This is a genomic window from Draconibacterium halophilum (assembly GCF_010448835.1).
GTDB classification, from domain to species: domain Bacteria; phylum Bacteroidota; class Bacteroidia; order Bacteroidales; family Prolixibacteraceae; genus Draconibacterium; species Draconibacterium halophilum.
The window spans coordinates 4,813,673-4,831,303 of the sequence record NZ_CP048409.1 but is presented as its reverse complement, the minus strand read 5'-3'; the positions used below and the strand labels follow the sequence as shown (position 1 = coordinate 4,831,303).

18 protein-coding genes are annotated in these 17,631 nt (G+C 40.7%); 7 read left to right on the top strand and 11 right to left on the bottom strand.

What is annotated here, in order from left to right; genetic code table 11:
* Positions 1 to 5: 5 nt before the first annotated feature.
* The 7 genes from dusB to panC all read right to left on the bottom strand — a co-directional run bounded on the left by dusB (position 6) and on the right by panC (position 6,923).
* Entirely contained in the window at positions 6 to 1,022 is a 1,017-nt protein-coding gene (gene dusB, locus G0Q07_RS19785) for a tRNA dihydrouridine synthase DusB (RefSeq protein ID WP_246222947.1), read from the bottom strand.
* Between the two features lie 53 nt (positions 1,023 to 1,075).
* On the bottom strand, positions 1,076 to 2,266 hold the full coding sequence (locus G0Q07_RS19780; protein WP_163348778.1) for an amidohydrolase family protein: 1,191 nt from the start codon (positions 2,264 to 2,266) through the stop codon (positions 1,076 to 1,078).
* Between the two features lie 8 nt (positions 2,267 to 2,274).
* On the bottom strand, positions 2,275 to 2,700 hold the full coding sequence (locus G0Q07_RS19775; RefSeq protein WP_163348777.1) for a DUF4296 domain-containing protein: 426 nt from the start codon (positions 2,698 to 2,700) through the stop codon (positions 2,275 to 2,277).
* A 143-nt stretch (positions 2,701 to 2,843) separates the two neighbouring features.
* The gene (gene radA / locus G0Q07_RS19770; protein ID WP_163348776.1) at positions 2,844 to 4,202 is read right to left on the bottom strand and encodes a DNA repair protein RadA; all 1,359 of its coding nucleotides are present in this window, start codon (positions 4,200 to 4,202) and stop codon (positions 2,844 to 2,846) included.
* A gap of 76 nt (positions 4,203 to 4,278) precedes the next feature.
* Positions 4,279 to 4,758: a D-glycero-beta-D-manno-heptose 1-phosphate adenylyltransferase gene (rfaE2, locus tag G0Q07_RS19765; protein ID WP_203532617.1), complete on the bottom strand. Its 480-nt coding sequence runs from the start codon at positions 4,756 to 4,758 to the stop codon at positions 4,279 to 4,281.
* A gap of 958 nt (positions 4,759 to 5,716) precedes the next feature.
* Positions 5,717 to 6,067, bottom strand: coding sequence for an aspartate 1-decarboxylase (gene panD, locus G0Q07_RS19760; protein WP_163348775.1), 351 nt, complete (start codon positions 6,065 to 6,067; stop codon positions 5,717 to 5,719).
* Positions 6,068 to 6,086: 19 nt separating this feature from the next.
* Positions 6,087 to 6,923 carry a pantoate--beta-alanine ligase gene (gene panC / locus G0Q07_RS19755; protein ID WP_163348774.1) on the bottom strand — a complete coding sequence of 279 codons (837 nt, stop codon included), beginning with the start codon at positions 6,921 to 6,923 and terminating at the stop codon, positions 6,087 to 6,089.
* A gap of 149 nt (positions 6,924 to 7,072) precedes the next feature.
* Between panC and G0Q07_RS19750 the strand changes: the two genes are divergently transcribed.
* Both G0Q07_RS19750 and G0Q07_RS19745 read left to right on the top strand, forming a co-directional pair.
* Entirely contained in the window at positions 7,073 to 7,873 is an 801-nt protein-coding gene (locus G0Q07_RS19750) for a glycogen/starch synthase (protein WP_163348773.1), read from the top strand.
* Between the two features lie 202 nt (positions 7,874 to 8,075).
* Positions 8,076 to 9,443 carry a DUF4270 domain-containing protein gene (locus G0Q07_RS19745; RefSeq protein WP_163348772.1) on the top strand — a complete coding sequence of 456 codons (1,368 nt, stop codon included), beginning with the start codon at positions 8,076 to 8,078 and terminating at the stop codon, positions 9,441 to 9,443.
* Positions 9,444 to 9,628: 185 nt separating this feature from the next.
* On the opposite strand, the gene G0Q07_RS19740 is transcribed toward G0Q07_RS19745, so the two are convergent.
* Entirely contained in the window at positions 9,629 to 10,564 is a 936-nt protein-coding gene (locus G0Q07_RS19740; protein ID WP_163348771.1) for a glycoside hydrolase family 43 protein, read from the bottom strand.
* A gap of 430 nt (positions 10,565 to 10,994) precedes the next feature.
* Between G0Q07_RS19740 and G0Q07_RS19735 the strand changes: the two genes are divergently transcribed.
* The 5 genes from G0Q07_RS19735 (at position 10,995) to G0Q07_RS19720 (ending at position 14,665) form a co-directional block, all read left to right on the top strand.
* On the top strand, positions 10,995 to 12,341 hold the full coding sequence (locus G0Q07_RS19735; protein WP_163348770.1) for an MFS transporter: 1,347 nt from the start codon (positions 10,995 to 10,997) through the stop codon (positions 12,339 to 12,341).
* Complete coding sequence (locus G0Q07_RS19730) at positions 12,342 to 13,343, top strand: family 43 glycosylhydrolase (RefSeq protein WP_163348769.1); 1,002 nt, start codon at positions 12,342 to 12,344, stop codon at positions 13,341 to 13,343. It abuts the gene before it with no gap.
* A gap of 224 nt (positions 13,344 to 13,567) precedes the next feature.
* Positions 13,568 to 13,930, top strand: coding sequence for a DJ-1/PfpI family protein (locus G0Q07_RS20500; RefSeq protein ID WP_203532616.1), 363 nt, complete (start codon positions 13,568 to 13,570; stop codon positions 13,928 to 13,930).
* Positions 13,903 to 14,142 (top strand): DJ-1/PfpI family protein, encoded by a 240-nt coding sequence (locus G0Q07_RS20495; protein WP_203532615.1) that lies wholly within the window; start codon positions 13,903 to 13,905, stop codon positions 14,140 to 14,142. The genes G0Q07_RS20500 and G0Q07_RS20495 overlap by 28 nt, the downstream gene beginning before the upstream one ends.
* A gap of 139 nt (positions 14,143 to 14,281) precedes the next feature.
* Positions 14,282 to 14,665, top strand: coding sequence for a response regulator (locus G0Q07_RS19720; protein WP_163348768.1), 384 nt, complete (start codon positions 14,282 to 14,284; stop codon positions 14,663 to 14,665).
* Between the two features lie 188 nt (positions 14,666 to 14,853).
* Here G0Q07_RS19720 and G0Q07_RS19715 read toward each other — a convergent pair whose 3' ends face one another.
* From G0Q07_RS19715 to G0Q07_RS19705, 3 genes are all read right to left on the bottom strand, one after another.
* The gene (locus G0Q07_RS19715) at positions 14,854 to 15,621 is read right to left on the bottom strand and encodes a LytR/AlgR family response regulator transcription factor (protein ID WP_163348767.1); all 768 of its coding nucleotides are present in this window, start codon (positions 15,619 to 15,621) and stop codon (positions 14,854 to 14,856) included.
* An 80-nt stretch (positions 15,622 to 15,701) separates the two neighbouring features.
* Positions 15,702 to 16,742 (bottom strand): sensor histidine kinase, encoded by a 1,041-nt coding sequence (locus G0Q07_RS19710; RefSeq protein ID WP_163348766.1) that lies wholly within the window; start codon positions 16,740 to 16,742, stop codon positions 15,702 to 15,704.
* Positions 16,743 to 16,949: 207 nt separating this feature from the next.
* On the bottom strand, positions 16,950 to 17,579 hold the full coding sequence (locus tag G0Q07_RS19705) for a tetratricopeptide repeat protein (protein WP_163348765.1): 630 nt from the start codon (positions 17,577 to 17,579) through the stop codon (positions 16,950 to 16,952).
* Positions 17,580 to 17,631: the final 52 nt, after the last annotated feature.

Here is a 17,631-nt window from a genome sequence, read left to right as displayed (position 1 = left end):
TTGTTCTATTTTAAGCTTGCAGTTGAAAAATCGAGCTGAAAGTTACCATACTCTTTGGTTATTTTTTCAAGAATAACGTGTACCTCTTCATTTGTTTCGGCCCGTAGTAACTGAATTTTAAGTTCTCTGAAATTCGGTAGACCGGGAAAATATTTGGCAAAATGACGGCGCATCATTAATATACCCGATCGTTCATTATCGCGCCATTCTAGGTTAAGATGGAGTTGTTCTTTTAAGGTTTCTACCACTTCATTCACTGTTGGTTGGGGCAGTTCTTCTCCGGTTTGCAGGTAATGTTTTATTTCGCGGAATAACCATGGACGGCCAATGGCTCCGCGCCCAATCATCAAGGCATCAACACTCGTTTCATCAAGCAATTGTTTTGCTTTTTTGCCACTGTTAATATCGCCGTTTCCGATGATTGGAATCTGAACTTTTGGATTGTTTTTTACTTCTCCAATCAATGTCCAGTCGGCTTCTCCGCTGTACAATTGCTCGCGTGTACGTCCGTGAATGGCTAAGGCCTGAATTCCGGCGTCTTGTAAGCGTTCTGCAACTTCGCCAATTGGAAGATCTCCGGCTGACCAACCCAGACGTGTTTTTGCAGTGACTGGCGTTTTTACCGCCCTTACAATTTCGGCAGTCATTTTTTGCATTTTGGGCAAATCTTTTAGCATGGCCGATCCTGCACCGTGACGTACAATTTTTTTCATGGGGCAACCGTAGTTGATATCGATAAAATCAGGCTCAAATTCTTCAGCTACCTGTGCTGCCCTCACCATGGAGTCGATGTTGTGCCCGTATATCTGAATGGCTACCGGGCGGTCGAAATCAAACAAATGCATTTTTCGTTTGGTTTTTTCCACATCGCGCACCAATGCCTCCGACGATACAAACTCGGTGTACATAACGTCGGCACCAAACTTTTTGCACATCATCCTAAACGACTTGTAGGTGACGTCTTCCATCGGTGCCAGAAAAAGTGGAGTACCTTTCAGTTCTATGTTGCCAATTTTCATCATTCTTCAAAGAATTGCTGCAAAAATAGCTAAAAAAATTTGGGAGTGATTTTCGTTTAAATCAATCGTTTAACTTTTGCTTTTGGAGTCAATCGCATTGTTTTGAAATTGATGCCTGAAATTAGGTTTACACCGGGTTTTTTGCCTTTTTCGAATGATCCGAAAGTGTCCTCTATTTTTAGCGCTTTAGCTCCATTTATACCCGCCCAGGTAAGTAGTTCTTCCAGCGAAACGTCACGAAAATGTTGCTGAACGGTAATCATTTCCTGCAATATCGAAAGTTCGGTGTTGGATGCAAGGCTGTCGGTTCCCAAACAAATCTGTAGTTTTTCTTTCTGAAAAAGATTCATCGGAGGCAGCTCATTTTGGATATAAAGATTTGAATTGGGACACAAAACAAAAAAGGTGTTCGAAAGATTTCGGTGTTGTTTTAATGCTTCAATATCCGCTTTTTCGGTGTTAGTATTGTGTACCAGCAGAAGTTGGTTTTCGTTTGGTAAATACTGAATTACGGATTGTATAGACGATTTTTCGGTAGGTTTCCAATGTGTGGTGTCAAGTTTTAAATTGTTTCTGAAGTGTTTTGTAATTTCATTATCTCCCGATATAAAGAATTTCGTTTCGTCCTCGCTTTCCTGATTGTGGATGCATAATAGTCCTCCTTCTTTCTGGGCGTGTTTTTTAATCTTTTCAAACAGCTTGTACGAAACCGAATAAGGCGAATGCGGAACGATGGTTGCAGACAGTTTGGCTTTCTTAAACGATTCAAGTACTTCCTCCGCCTTTGAAAACGCTCGATCTGCGCGCGATGGATGAAACCCAAAAACCTCAACAAAAGTATGGTAATAGTTTTTGCTTTTTTGTTTTACCGGAATCGAAAGACCAGAATTGGAAACATCACCAATAGCTGCAATGCCTGCTGCCCACATTTTTCGGTCGGCAATTTGCATGGCTTTTTCTTTGTCGGCCAACTCGTTTATCAACAGGTTGATTTTCTCAAGAAAACCACTAAATCCGATATTTTTTTCAATTTTGTTATGTAAGTGAGAAAGTTCAAGATGGCAATGTGCATTTACAAAGCCAGGCACCAGAATGCCGCTGTAAAACTCAACTCCGGCTTCTTCTTTAAATGAATCTCCCCGATCGAGGATGTCGATTACTGTTCCTTCATCGTCACAAACTAAAATTCCGTTTTTTATTGGCGAACCTGTTCCGGGGAAGACGTATGTAGCGGCGATTTTTCTCACCTTACTTGTTAATTTTCTTCTTCTTCAAATTTCAGAAGTTCTTCTTTGCGGCCTGAATGTTCCTGCTCAATCTCACTGAGTTGGCTCATTACCTTACGATACATTTTTTCAAAATCTTTTGGGAAACTGGCGTAGTACACCAACGATTGCTCGAAAACTGAATCGGGTACTTCATATTTATCCAAAACCGAATAATAAAAGTTCTCTGTTCGACTGTTTAGCATTACCGAATCGTACCTGAATTGGGTATAAGCAGCATCGGCTAAATGCACATCAACCAGCATATTGATCATTTTCTTTTCTTTGATCAACTGCTCGGGTTTGGGCATGATTTCGTTTTCGCAAGCTGTGAATGCGAATACAGCAATAAATAATATGAGTAAGGCCTTCTTCATTATGGCTGCCAAATTATAAATAGTTGAATCGTTTTTCAAAAAAAGGTCGTTAAAAAAGCTTATTTGTTCTATTTAAATTTAATTGCCTTCTGAACGTCATGCTGAACTCGTTTCAGCATCTATAAATACAGACCCTGAAACAAGTTCAGGGTGACAATTCACATCGGCATTCATTTAATCAATTACGCGAAAATGGTTTTAAACACTTCTTCCACGCGACTTACTTTTACAATGTCGATTTTAAATTTTGTGGCATCGAAACCTTTGTTTAGTGAAGGTACATAAATACGTGAAAAACCGAGTTTTGCTGCTTCGGCAATGCGCTGCTCAATGCGATTTACGGCGCGTATTTCGCCGGTAAGTCCAACTTCGCCGGCAAAACATATTTTGTGGTTAATAGCAATATCAATGTTTGACGAAAGAATGGAACAGATAACAGCCAGGTCGGTTGCCGGATCACTTATTTTTAGGCCGCCTGCAATATTCAAGAAAACATCTTTGGCAATGAGTTTAAATCCTGCCCGTTTTTCGAGTACGGCCAAAAGCATGTTCAGCCGGCGCAAATCAAAACCGGTTGACGAACGCTGTGGTGTGCCATAAGCTGCCGAGCTTACCAGTGCCTGAATTTCGATCAGGAAAGGTCGCACACCTTCGATTGTTGCTGCAATAGCAGTGCCGCTTACATCGTGGCTTACTTTTGATATTAGTTGCTCCGAAGGATTGGTGATTTCACGCAACCCATCGCTGCGCATTTCAAAAATTCCAAGTTCGTTCGTGGAGCCAAATCGGTTTTTGTTTGAGCGCAAAATGCGGTACATATAATTGGTATCTCCTTCAAATTGCAAAACCGTGTCAACCATGTGTTCCAGCACTTTTGGCCCGGCAAGGCTACCTTCTTTTGTGATGTGCCCGATCAGAACCACGGCAACATGGTTCTTTTTGGCAAATTTTAACAGGCCCGAAGTGCATTCGCGTACCTGCCCAACCGAGCCCGGTGACGATTCAATCAATTCGGTTGAGATGGTTTGAATGGAGTCGATAATAAGCAGCTCTGGTTTTGCCTGTTCAGATTGTGCCAAAATATGCTCCAATGAAGTTTCGCTTAGAAACAGACAGTTACTTTTTGTTTTGCTCAAACGTTCAGCGCGTAGTTTAATCTGCTGCAAGCTTTCTTCGCCAGAGATGTATAGGATCTTTTTTCCGTTTAATCCCATCGCTAGTTGAAGTGCCAGTGTTGATTTCCCAATTCCCGGGTCGCCACCTAAAAGTATGAGTGATCCGGGAACGATTCCTCCACCCAATACACGGTTGAATTCTTCAATACCAACTGAAATGCGCTGGGTTTTGGCCATTTCAATATTTTCAAGCGTGATGGGCTGGTTTCCCGAAATTTGCAAGGACAGTTTTCCGGAGGATTGTTTCTTTTCTACAATCTCTTCAACGTAGGTATTCCACTCGTTGCAAGTGGAGCATTTCCCAAGCCATTTGGGCGATTGTGCTCCACAGTTCTGACAGGTATATATGGTTTTTGTTTTTGCCATTTTAGTTGTGTTTCTCTGTGCGGTTTTCTGTTTACTCTGCGATGAAAAAATTACCACAGAGATTTACACAGAGTTTTTAAAGTTTCTTAATTCGGTTAATTATTTCGCTGGTTGAAATTCCTTCAATCAATTCCAGTGTTTCCACCTTTCCGCCGTTGTTTAGTACGGTGTCGTGGCCGGCAATTTCATGAATTTCGTATTGTGCACCTTTTACCAAAACATCGGGAATAACCTTTGCAATAATCTCGGCCGGTGTTTCTTCATCAAAAAGAATCACTGCATCAACGCATTCAAACGCAGCTAGGATTTCGGCGCGTGCCTGCTCGTTTAAAATGGGGCGCTTATCGCCTTTTAATCGCTTTACCGACACATCAGAGTTTAACCCAACAATGAGTTTGGTGCCAAATGCTGCCGATTTCTGGAGCGAATCAATGTGTCCGTTATGAATTAGGTCGAAACACCCGTTGGTAAAAACAATGGTGTTATCGCTGCCTTTCCAGATTGAAAGCAGGGGATAAAGCGATTCAAAATCAGTAAAAATCTTTGATTTAGACATTAGATTCATAGCGTCAAAAATAGTGATAAATTCCTTTTGAAGGAATAAAACCTTCATGGCATTGAAACAGTAGCAAATAAAAAACGTTGCAGTCATTAAAAGGGATCACCTGAAATTTCTGGTGGAGGAAAATTTCCGAATCAATTCAAATAAGCCACCAACCATAAGAAACATGCTTTTGTCCTATCGGACGGATTTTACTATTTGGCTTGATCCAAATAGTAAACACAAAACTCAATGCTGCGCCCGCTTCACTCGGAAAAGCCCTGCCTACCGGCAGGCAGGTACGCGATGCCGTCTAAAATTCCTGAAACTTCCCGATGCTACGATCGGGACAGGCAGTCGTTCCTCCTCAAACAGCAGTAATTTTTTAACGCCGTCACCGCTTGTTTTCCGGCTCACCGGACGAGGCCACGCTCTTGATGTAGCTGACGTTGCATCAGTGGAACGGCCTCTTTTGGTCGTTGCCCAGAGTTGAAACGAGCAAAGCAAAAACTTGCATTGTATGTAAGGCAATCATTTTGCGAGTTAAATCGAATGCCTTAAAAATTAACAATTATAATGAGATAAATGAAAACTTAGTGAGAACGGGAAGCTCCGAGTGGGCGAGGAGATCACCCGTCTGAACTTAGGTTTTATGAAAACGTAAGGGAAGAAGCAGAAGCAGCCTTGGCTCGGAAATGCCTTCCTCGTGTTTCGTCTTTGCTTCAAGTTGGAGCAAAGCAGAAATCCCGACATTTCGTCGGGGGCAAAGATGAAAGCCGCCGGCAGGCAGAAAGTTACAGTTCTTCTCTTGCTGTCTATAAAATTTTTAATCCACCGGATTTGCGGTTGATCCATTAAAAGGATCCGATCCATGTTTATTAAAAGTACACGGATCGGATCGTTGCTATTATTCAAAAAAATAAAAAAACCTCGCAGTAAAAACTACGAGGTTCATATTTATATAAAATGTATTTTATACTACGGTATTCGTTTCAATATCGGGGAAGATCAAACTTGGCTCAAAGCTTTTGGCTTCTTCAAAATCCATTAATGCATATGAGATAATGATTACTACATCGCCAACTGCCACTTTCCGTGCTGCCGGGCCATTTAAACAAATTGTTCCCGATCCGCGCTCTCCTCTGATTACATAGGTTTCCAGGCGCTCGCCGTTATTAATATTAACAACCTGTACCTTTTCATTCTCAATAAGGTTCGCCGCATCCATCAAATCTTCGTCGATGGTAATACTTCCAACATATTGCAGGTTTGCTTCGGTAACGGTAACCTTGTGTATTTTCGATTTACAAACTTCAATTTGCATAACTATGCTTATTTCGGTCTTAAAAAACTATATTATCAATTAATCTGATCTTTCCGCAAAAAGCAGCAACACACCCAAAGTAAGTTGAATTTTCATTCCAGTTATTAACCGGTTGAAGCTGCTCGTCGTCAACGATCTCAAAATATTCAACATCCAGGAAGGGGTTCTTGTTTATTGTTTCTGTCACCCAATCCGTGATTTCTTTTACGGATTTCTGCCCCTTAAGTTCTTTGGCTTTAAACAAAGTCTCCGAAATTACGGCAGCATTTTTCCGTTGTTCATCAGTCAATAATTCATTTCGCGAGCTCATGGCCAAACCACTTTCTTCGCGAATAATGGCGCAAGGTACAATTTCCACAGGAAGTTGTAGTTGTTTCACCATATTTTTAACAATCGCCAATTGCTGAAAATCCTTCAATCCGAAGTAGGCTTTGGCAGGCTTAATCAGCTCGAAAAGCCTGCTAACCACCTGAGCTACACCATTAAAGTGGCCGGGGCGATGTTGGCCTTCCATCACCTGTTCCAAAATTCCAAAGTTAAATTTACGTTTATCCGGTTCGGGGTAAACTTCTTTGGCATTTGGTGCAAAAACGATAGAACAGCCTGTTGGCTCCAATAATTTCAAATCGTTTTCAAGTGTGCGTGGATAATGTTCCAAATCATTCGGATCGTTAAATTGAGTAGGATTTACAAAAATACTTACCACCACAATCGGATTTTCCGAAACAGCTTGTTTTACCAACGAAATATGTCCTTGATGCAGCGCCCCCATAGTGGGCACTAAACCCACTGTTTTGTCTGGGTTAAGGCGTTGTATTTCAGCGTGTAACTCTTCTACTGTGTTAACCAGTTTCATACCTAAAAAATTGCGGCTGCAAAGTAAGTAATTTTAATTGTTAAATCAGCGAAAAAAATAAGGATAGTGACTGAAACTAATGAACTTAACTTGATAGTTCGGTTATTTTTACTATTTTTGCACCCTGTTTTTAACTGCACTATTGGTTAATGGAAAAGAAAAGAATTCTTTATATTTCACAAGAGATTACCCCTTATTTACCAGAAAGCGAGATGTCGGAAATTGGACGTTACCTGCCACAGGGCGTTCAGGAGAGAGGGAGAGAGATAAGAACATTTATGCCACGGTATGGCTGTGTAAATGAGCGTAGAAACCAGTTACATGAGGTAATCCGTTTGTCGGGTATGAACCTTGTGATTAACGATGCAGATCATCCACTTATTATAAAAGTAGCTTCTATACAGGCTGCTCGTATGCAGGTGTATTTTATCGATAATGAAGATTATTTTCAACGCAAAGCTGTGCTGCACGATGAGGATGGTAACGAGTTTGAAGATAATGACGAACGTGCGGTATTTTTTGCCCGCGGTGTGCTCGAAACAGTAATTAAGTTGCGCTGGGCACCTGATATTATTCACTGCCACGGTTGGTTGACTTCGTTAGTGCCCTTGTACATTAAAAAGTATTACTACAACGATCCGTTATTCCAGAACTCAAAACTGGTTTACTCGGTTTATAACGATGATTTTAAGCAGACACTCGACAGTAAATTTAATGAGAAACTATTGCTCGAAGGTATTACTTCTGACGATGTGAAAACCATTGAAGAACCAACTTATACCAATGTAAGCAAAATGGCTATCGATTATTCAGATGCTGTTGTACAGGGAACTGAAAACATTAACACTGATGTTAAAAAGTATATCAAGGATAGCGATAAGTTATTCCTCGATTACCAACCAAAAGAAACGTACATTGACGCCTACAACGAGTTTTACGATAAAGTGTAAGGCTGCGATGTTAAAGAATCAAAATTATATTTAAAAAGTTCAATTTTACTCCGATTTCAGAATAGCTCTCGTTGTAATTTTCTATGTTTGTGTAATTTTTCGGAAATCAGAAAATTGAAGAAGCAATCATAACTGTTTAATTAGGCTAAATTGTATTGGCTGCAGTAGGTAAAGCTTCCTAAAATAAATTGGAATAGTTGACATGAAATTCAGTACTGCAAGGTTATTAAAGATATTTGGAGGATTATTTGTTCTTGTAAGCGTTTTGGTTGCTTGCAATAACGATGTAAACAGTTTAGGATTGGACTTGCTTCCAGAGGAAGACCTGATAAATGTTCGAAATATCTCTGTTTCGGATAAAATTGAATCTTATACATTTACTGAAAATGGAATTGTTACCAGCAAAGGTGGAACAAACCTTTTGGGAACATTAAATGATCCGATTTTTGGAAAAACCAAAGCAAATTACGCTACCCAGTTTCGATTGACTTCGTTTCCTGAATTTGGGACAAATGCCGTTGTTGATTCTGTGAGACTGTACCTGTTTTACCGAAGTGTGTATGGCGATACAACAACAACTCAGCAAATTAAAGTGTACGAAATGGAAACGTACCTCGATCCGGATGCAGAATATACCCAGGATATCGATTTGAAATCCATGGCATCAGATGTACCACTTGCCGAGTTTGATTATACACCAGAAGTTGAACTCGATTCTGCAAGTCAGGATACGAATTACCAGCTGCTAACTATTCCGCTAGATAATGCTTTGGGCGAAAAACTGCTTAATGCCGATTCGCTTGATATGATCAATAACGATATTTTTCTCCAGTATTTTAAAGGTCTGTATCTTGAAAGTGCAGATGTTTCAGGAGAAGGTTCATTAATTACTTTGCATACCGCAGCAACCAGTTCTTTTCAGGGATCGGCTTTGCTGGTGTATTATAACAACGACGAGAATATGAACCCGGAGGAAGGCGAAGAACCCGATACTTTGTCGCAAGCCTACCTAATAACTCAGTATAGCTCGCGGGTTAGCGAAATTAAACACGATTACACCGGTGTTCCGTTTTTGGATAATCTTGACCAGGAAGATGTAGAAGACGACTTGATTTACGTGCAACCAACCGGTGGTCTAAAATCACGCATAACCGTTTCGGGGCTGGAAAGTTGGAAAGACTCAATAAATATGGGGATTAATAAAGCTGAAATCATTTTTCATGTTGATACCGTTGCAAGTGATATTCATAATTATCCGCCGCCAAACGAGTTGCTTTTTACTTTTGTAGCACCCGACGGAGAGGAATACCGCCCTATAGATTACTTCTTTAATCCTACCTTTTATGGTGGGGCTTTAGATACCAGCGATTACACTTATCGTTTTAATATTACGCAGCACGTTCAACGTATCATTGATGTTACCGATCCGGATGATGATGATTTTGTTGGAAACCAGGGATTTTACCTGACAACAGGGCGTCGTTCGGACATTGCTAACCGGGTAATTCTGAAAAGTGCAAAAAATGGTGGTGTTGATATGAAGATCACATATTCAAAATTTCTGGATTAATAATACTCTGAATTATTTGCGATTTCCCTTTATGCCGGCACATTTTTTTGTGTGATGGTAATACTGTGTTTATTTCTGAATTACCAGGTTTGTTGCCGGAAGGTGTTTAACCTGTTTAATAAAACACGGCGAATTGCTTTTTGAAATGAGTGATAAACCAATGGAATTCTTAATCGGATGGCTGGTTAAAAAGCCTCCAATAAACCATTTAATACCGACTCGTCTGCTTTAAAAATAGTTCCGTGGCGTGTTCCATCGGGGAAACTAATACTCTCGTTTATCACTTCCCAGTTGGTTAAATCGGTCGATCGCATGGCTCCCATGTGGTGGCGGGTATATTCGTCGTAATACAAAACCCAGGCATCGTTTACCTGCGCAACTGTTGGTCCTTCCACCCAGTCGGGCGAAATGGCTTCGGATGCCAGTTTATAGCCACCATACAACGAATTGCTTTTGGCAATGCGTATGTGTTTTTTGGGCGGATATCGGGTTTCGTCTTTCAAAAACATGAAATACTGGCCATTTATTTTTTTAATAACAGCATCAATCACATTAAAGCCTTCATCGTATAAAAGTTTGGTGGGTGTGAAATCCTCAAAATCTTTTGTAGTCGTATAATACATCCGGTGGTTGTATTCGCTGTCGCCTTGCGTTTCGCCGGCTTTAAACCTTTCGGGTATTGTTGTGGCCCAGTAAATCATAAATTGTTCCTGCTCGTCATCGTAAATAATTTCGGGAGCCCAGCAGTTTCTGGCTGTTGGTTCGTGTTGCATTACCGGCACAAATTGTTGCTCCGACCAGTTGATCAGATCTTCCGACCAGGCATAACCGATTCCCCTGTCGTTCCAGCTTACAGTCCAAACCATATTAAAACGTTTGTCGGGCCCTTGAATAATACACGGATCGCGCATTAATTTATCGTCGGCTACCTGTGGAGCTAGAATGGAAGAATCGTTATTCAAAGCCTGAAAATGATAACCATCTCTGCTGTAAGCGAGGTGTAATCCATCTTGTCCGTTGTCTTTAAAATACGAAAACAAGTAGACCTCTGAATTATTTGTTTTCGTGTTACAGCCCACAAAAAGTGTGACGATGGTGATAACAAAAAGTAACTTTTTCATCTCATTAAAATTGTATATTTCACTTGTATTCGATGTAACTCTCGATGAATTTTAATTCTTCTTGCCTGCCTGCGGTAGGCAGGTTTGTGAATTTGAAGAATAAAAAATCATGTTCGTTTCATAGTAATTGTTTGCCCCAAAAATAAAGAAAGCATTTTGAAACTCACCTGTTAAATACCGAAATGGAGCGTTTTCAGATATTGGCTGTTGTTAGTTTTCTGTTCGTTAAGAAAATGATTATTTATCTCCAGGTGTTTTAATCGTTACTGATCGAGTAATCTGTCCACCTTAATTATTCATAACTCCACCTGTTTTCCACCATTGCAACTATATTTGCATCAAGCAAAATATCCCAAAAAAGCTTAGCGCTAAATGGACTGAAAGATATTCGCTCATTAACTATTGAAGATCAAACTTTATAATTAAATCAATGAAAGCTAAAGCTCAAAAGCTAACCTTACTTGAAAAAATCGGCTATGGATCGGGAGATGCTGCCGTTAACGTGGTTATTTCGTCCATGTTCCTCATCATCACTTATTTTTATACCGATATTTTTGGAATCAAACCCAGGGATGTCGCCCTCATGTTTTTACTGGTACGACTGATTGATGCAATTAGCGATCCGCTTATGGGACTGATTACCGATAAGTATAAATTTAAAGGTGGCCGGTTCCGACCTTACTTTTTGTATCTGTCGGTTCCTTTCGGCATCTCGGTGTTCTTAACCTTCACCACACCCGGTTTTGATTATGCCGGGAAACTGATTTATGCCTATATCACCTACATTTTTGTTACGCTGATGTTCACCGCTGTTACAATTCCATACATTTCGCTGATTGGTGTATTAACTAACGACCCGCAGGAACGGCTGTCAGCAAACGGCTACCGTCTTTTCTTTGCAAAGGTTGCCGCTTTTATGGTGTCGATTGTGGTTCCTATTCTGGCTGAAAAACTGGGGAAGGACGATATGGGACGAGGATATCAGCTGGCCATGGGTTTAATGGCGCTAATGGGAACCTTGCTTTTCTTGTTTAGCTATTTTACCACCAAAGAACGTATTGAACATGTTGTAGATAAAAAACCGCTGCTCGAGCAATTCAAATTACTCCTCAAAAACAAGCAGTGGCTAATTCTGTGGGGATCGTGTCTGTCAGGAACAACCGGTTACGTAATTCGTAGTTCGGTAGCTATATTTTATGCCAAATATTACCTGGGAGGCGATGCCGGCATGCAGTCGACTTTTATGGCAACAGGTGTAGCCGGAGCTATTTTGGCCATGCCTCTGTCAACGCTTATTACCAAACATTTTTGTAAGGTAAAGCTGTTCTGGATGTCGCAGCTGGGAGTCGGTGTGCTAAGTGTATTGATGTTTGTTTTGGTTCAGCCAAAACCCGACAGTATAATATTGGCTTACGTACTTTATTTTATTCTTTCAGTAGTGGTTGATGTCCACGCACCGGTATTTTGGTCGGCCATTGCCGAAGCAGTAGACCACGGCCATGCCGAAAGCGGTAAACGTGTTTCAGGACTCTCATTCGGAGGTATTTCTTTCGCTCAAAAAGCAGGTATGGGAGTTGCCGGAGCCGTAGTCGGTTTGTTGCTCGATGCTTTCGGATATATTCCTGATGAAATTCAAACAAAAACAACGCTGATGGGACTGGCTCTTATGCTAACCATTATCCCGGGTGTTTTTCATGTCATTAACGGAATGTTGATTTACCGCTATAAAATCACCGATAAATATTACGAAACGATAAAAGCAAAACTTCATATTTAAATGGATACTACAGGACAAAATGCGCCATTGGTTGAGCAACGCGCCGATCCGTTCGTGTACAAACATACCGATGGTTATTATTATTTCACCGGCTCGGTACCAACCTACGATCGTATCGAGCTCCGGAAATCGAAAACCATAGACGGCTTAAAAGATGCAGAAACATTTGATGTATGGTTTAAACACAAAAACGGCCCCATGAGCCGCCATATCTGGGCTCCTGAAATTCATTACCTCGATAACAAGTGGTACGTTTATTTTGCCGCCAGCGAAGAAGAAGATATTTGGAAATTGCGTCCTTATGTGTTGGAATGCAAAGGCCAGGATCCGCTAAAGGATGAGTGGATTGAGCTGGGGATGATGCAGGCAGCTGATGGCGATGAAAAATCGTTCATCGACTTTTCCCTGGATGCTACCATTTTCGAGAATAAGGGCAAACGCTATTTCTGCTGGGCAGAAAAAACCGGTGGGCAGTTTGCGGCATCGAACCTGTATTTAGCCGAAATGGAATCGCCCATCAAACTAAAAACCATACAGTTTATGCTTACCACGCCCGATTACGATTGGGAACGCGTTGATTTCTGGGTAAATGAAGGGCCGGCGGTGATAAAAAACAAAGGCAAAATCTATATTACCTTTTCGGCAAGTGCCACAGGCGCCTGTTATTGTATGGGACTGATGGAAGCCGATGAAAATGCGGATCTGCTGGATCGGAATTCGTGGAAGAAATCGAGATATCCGGTGCTGGAAACCGATTATGAAAAGGGAATTTACGGTCCGGGGCACAACTGTTTTACCGTGGCTGAAGATGATAAAACTCCATTGTGTATTTATCATGCCCGCGATTACGAGAAAGCTGTTGGCGATCCGGCGGTTGTTCCTGAAAGCGATAAACGCCCGCTTGATGAGATAATTGAAGATCCGTTGTACGACCCTAACCGTCATGCAAGGGTTATGGAAGTTAATTTTGATGCTGACGGAAAACCGGTGTTTAAATTTTAGTTGAAACGATAAATTACCGTAAGGTAAAACCAGAGTCTGGGGCTGAATTTGTTTTATAGATTCAGCCCTTTTTTATGCCCGATCCCCAAAATATATTGCTGATCTTTTTTGTTAAATTCGCATCATATCGCGTTGAGCCCGCAAAGAATAGAAGCAAGAGAAAGCCGCCACGGATTGAAACATTATTTATTATAAGTCAACTCATACTAAAATTATAAGCCATAATGAAAAAAGTATTACTGTTATTAGCCAATGGATTCGAATTCTTTGAAGCAAGTGTGTTTATCGATGTAATAGGTTGGAACATGGAAGAAGGCGACTGCTCAACAAAGCTTTACATTTGCGGAGTAACCAAAGAAATTAAAAGTGCTTTCGGTCATAAACTGATTGCCGATTATCTGATAGACGAGGTAGATGTAAACGAATTCGACGCACTTGCAATTCCCGGAGGATTTGAAGTGTACGATTTTTACACCGATGCATACAGTGATAAGTTTCTCTATTTGATTCGGGAATTTCGGGCAAACGATAAAATTATTGCATCAATTTGTGCGGGGCTTTGCCCCTTGGAAAGAGTGGTATTTTAAAAGGTAAAAACGGTACAACATACCGAAGTGACGTAAGACGCGAAGCACTGAAAAGTTTTGGAGTAAATGTACTCGATCAGCCCATTGTTATCGACGATAATTTGATCACTTCGTGGAATCCATCCACAGCAGCGGGAGTGGCTTTCTTGTTGTTGGAGATGTTAACAACCAAACAAAATGTAGCGAAAGTTCAGGAGTTAATGGGGTTTTAGGAGTTCTCAAAAAAAGCTGGAGGAGCGTAATTTGAAAACAAATCGGTAGTTGAGCGGGTTTCGGACAAATCTAGAATTTGAGTCGGGATTAAACAAAGGACCCACCTTAACAGTTATATTACCACCAACAGAATAAAAGATGAATAACAAACCCAAAATTCTTTATGTGGACGATGAAGAATTAAACATCAAGGTTTTTCAATTAACGTTTTCAGAATGTTTTGAAGTGTTAACCGCCGACAGTGCAATGAAAGGCATGGAGATATTTTGTAACGACCCCAATATTAATTTTGTAATATCCGACATGAGAATGCCCGTAATGAATGGCCTTGAATTTATCCGGAAAATAAAAAGTGTGTGCAAGCATACTCCCTGCTCCATATTGTCGGCTTACCAGCAAAACCCCGAAATTATGAATGCTTTAAACAATGGCGAAATTGTCGACTATTTAATGAAACCTTTTGATAAAGGAGCTATTGAGCGATTAATAAACAGGCATATCAACGATACCACCGGCAATTAATATTCGCTCACTAGATTCTTCAACGTCCTCAAGTGTCGTTAAAAACACAAATGGATCCGAAGTTTTGCGGGAAGGCCTTTTGAAACACCACTATCGCGGGGGAAGATAAACGAAAAAACAAATGAAATAATCGTGCAACAGTAGGGAAGACTTTTGCAGAACTGCCAACTGCGACTGCTTACTGCAAACTAAACCCCGCCTTCGAGCCAACTCTTAAAGCTTTTTACTTTTTCGCGGGCCACAAGAAAATCACCATCGTTGGCATGTTGAACCTTTAGTTTTAAACGCGAATTACTGTAGGCAATTACATCATTGATACTTTTTAATGCCACCAGGTATTTACGGTTAATCCGGAAAAACACATTCGGGTTAACCATCGCTTCCACCAGTTCCAGGCTCTGGTCGAGCAGATAATCCTTCCCATCCGAAAGTTTGGCGTAAGTACCTTTCTCAAAACTGTAGAAATACAGCACATCGGCAGTTTCAATCACCCGAAGATGTGTACCCACTTTCACCAGAAAACGCTCTTTGTAGTTTTTCTTTTTCAGCGAAGCCACCATTTCGTGTAACACTTCAGGCGTAAAAGAAGAAGTTGACGGTTGGGCCAGCTGTTCAAACTTATCCAGTGCCTTTTTTAGCTCTTCGCGTTCAATGGGTTTTAATAAATAGTCTACACTGTTTACTTTAAAAGCACGAATGGCATAATCGTCGTAAGCCGTGGTAAAAATTACGGGCTTGTTAAAGTTGGTCTGCTCAAATATTTCAAAACTCAATCCGTCGCCCAGCTGAATATCAAAAAATGCCAACTCAGGCGCTTCGTTGTTTTGCAACCATTCAACCGTAGCTTTTACCGTATCGCAAACAGCCACAATTTTTGCTTCCGGGTTTAAGGCAGAAATATGAGCAGCCAGCTGTGCTGCTGCCAATGGTTCGTCTTCTACTATCAGTATTTTCATTTTTGTTAGCTATAAGTTGCAAGCCTCAAGTCTTCTCTTATTCAGGCATTAAAGCATTTCTGCATTTACGCATTCAAAACTCAATCCTTCATTCCTTCAACTCTTATAAGCGGAACACATACCCGGAAAAAACCGCCGTTCTTTGTTACAATCATTTGTTTCCCGGTAAGGTATTCATAGCGTCCGGCCATGTTTTTAAGACCCGTTTTGCTGGACTCTTCCAGCTGTGTTTTTGGCTGAAGGTTATTTTCAACAAGCAATTCGTAATCGTCGGAAATTGCCACTAAAATCTTTAGCGGATTAGCCTTTGATATTTCGTTGTGTTTGATGGCATTCTCTACCAATGCCTGTACCGAAAGCGGAATAACTTTCCCCTCTACCTTTTCGTTGGCAATAATATCAACCTGAAGCGCCTCGCCAAAACGAATTTGCTGCAGGTAAATGTATTTGGTTACAAAATCAATCTCTTCTTTCAGCGAGATAATGTCGAGGTCTTTATACTGCAGCACATCGCGGTAAAACTTCGAGAGTTCGCGCGTAAACTGTTTTGCTTTATCCGTATCAATATCGATGAGGCTTCCCAACACATTCAAACTATTAAAAAGAAAATGCGGATTAATCTGATCTTGCAGCACTTTATATTGTAAGGCCAGCGATTCGCGTTTCACCTCTTCCTTTTGCCGTACTTCGTTGCGCCAGGCTTTAAAAAACGAAATGGCATAAATTATCGACGCTATAATTATAAAAATAATGTACTCCGAAATAATGGTTCCGCTGTTGTATTGTAAAAACGTAGCCCAATCTCGGTCCATTACATGAATAAACCAAAACCAGTTAACAGTCCAGATTACAGCACTCGAATACACAAAATGCATCAGCAAAGCGCGTACAACACTGGTGCCCGGACGATTTACCCAATCGATATACCGTTTTTCGAACCAGCTAAACAAAAAACCATTAGCAAACAGTGGAAGCCCAAGGCTTAATGAATAACCGGCATTCCAAACAAACTGTTTGAATGGCACGTTTAACGAACCGCCCATAAGTACGGTAGTAACCATTCCAATAAGAATAGAAACAACAAAGGCTACCAGCCAGTTAATAACAACGCGCTTTCGCATGTAGATTGTTTTATTTGTTTTATGTGATTTCAAGATAGTAAAATTAAGAATGAGTTGAAGATAATGATAACGTAGAACGTTAGAATAATGAGATTCTCACGCTTCGTTTCACTTCGCTCAGAATGACAGATAGAGTATAATTTTTCTCCCAACTCTTGAAATAACCCATGATTGTCATTCCGAGCATGGCGAGGAATCTCTTACTTTCTATTCCTCACACTGACTAAGTAACTGCTCGTTATGAACGCTACCCCACGTAGGCATTAAAGGATCGGTTTGTTGATTTGAATCAAACATTTCGGCAGCTTTTTCAAGATCAGGTTTAGCTTTCTCTGCACCGCCACCAAAAAACTTAGGCGTATGGAAAGTATTGCTTCCGCGCAGATAATATACACGTGGATTCTGCGGATTTAAACGTTCTGCCTGTTTAATAGCATCGGCAGCTTTCATCGAATATTGGGCGCCTTTGCTCATATCGGTTATCCGAATTTGATACAACAAAGCCTGCAACGCATATATTTCCGATTCATCGTCGTTTGTTTTTATCAGCTGATTAACTAAAGCCTGCGCTTTGTCCAGTTGAGCATGTTTGGCATCATTTTCCATTTCATCAAAAAAGGTAGAGCGAATAAAACAATACGCTGCATAATAGCTGGGCAACCATTTGTCTTGCTCGGCATTGCCAATACGTTCAAACCTGTTGGCTAAAGCCTGCAATTCGGCAGATGTGTGCAACTGGTACAATTTGTCGATGTTTGTTTTCATGGTTTCTTCGTACTTCGAAGAAAAAGCAGTAGTTGAAAGGACAACGAGTAAGATGGTGATAATTGTTTTCATGATTTTGAGTTTTAATATTTATTACCGTTTGATTTGTTTTCTGATTCAAATT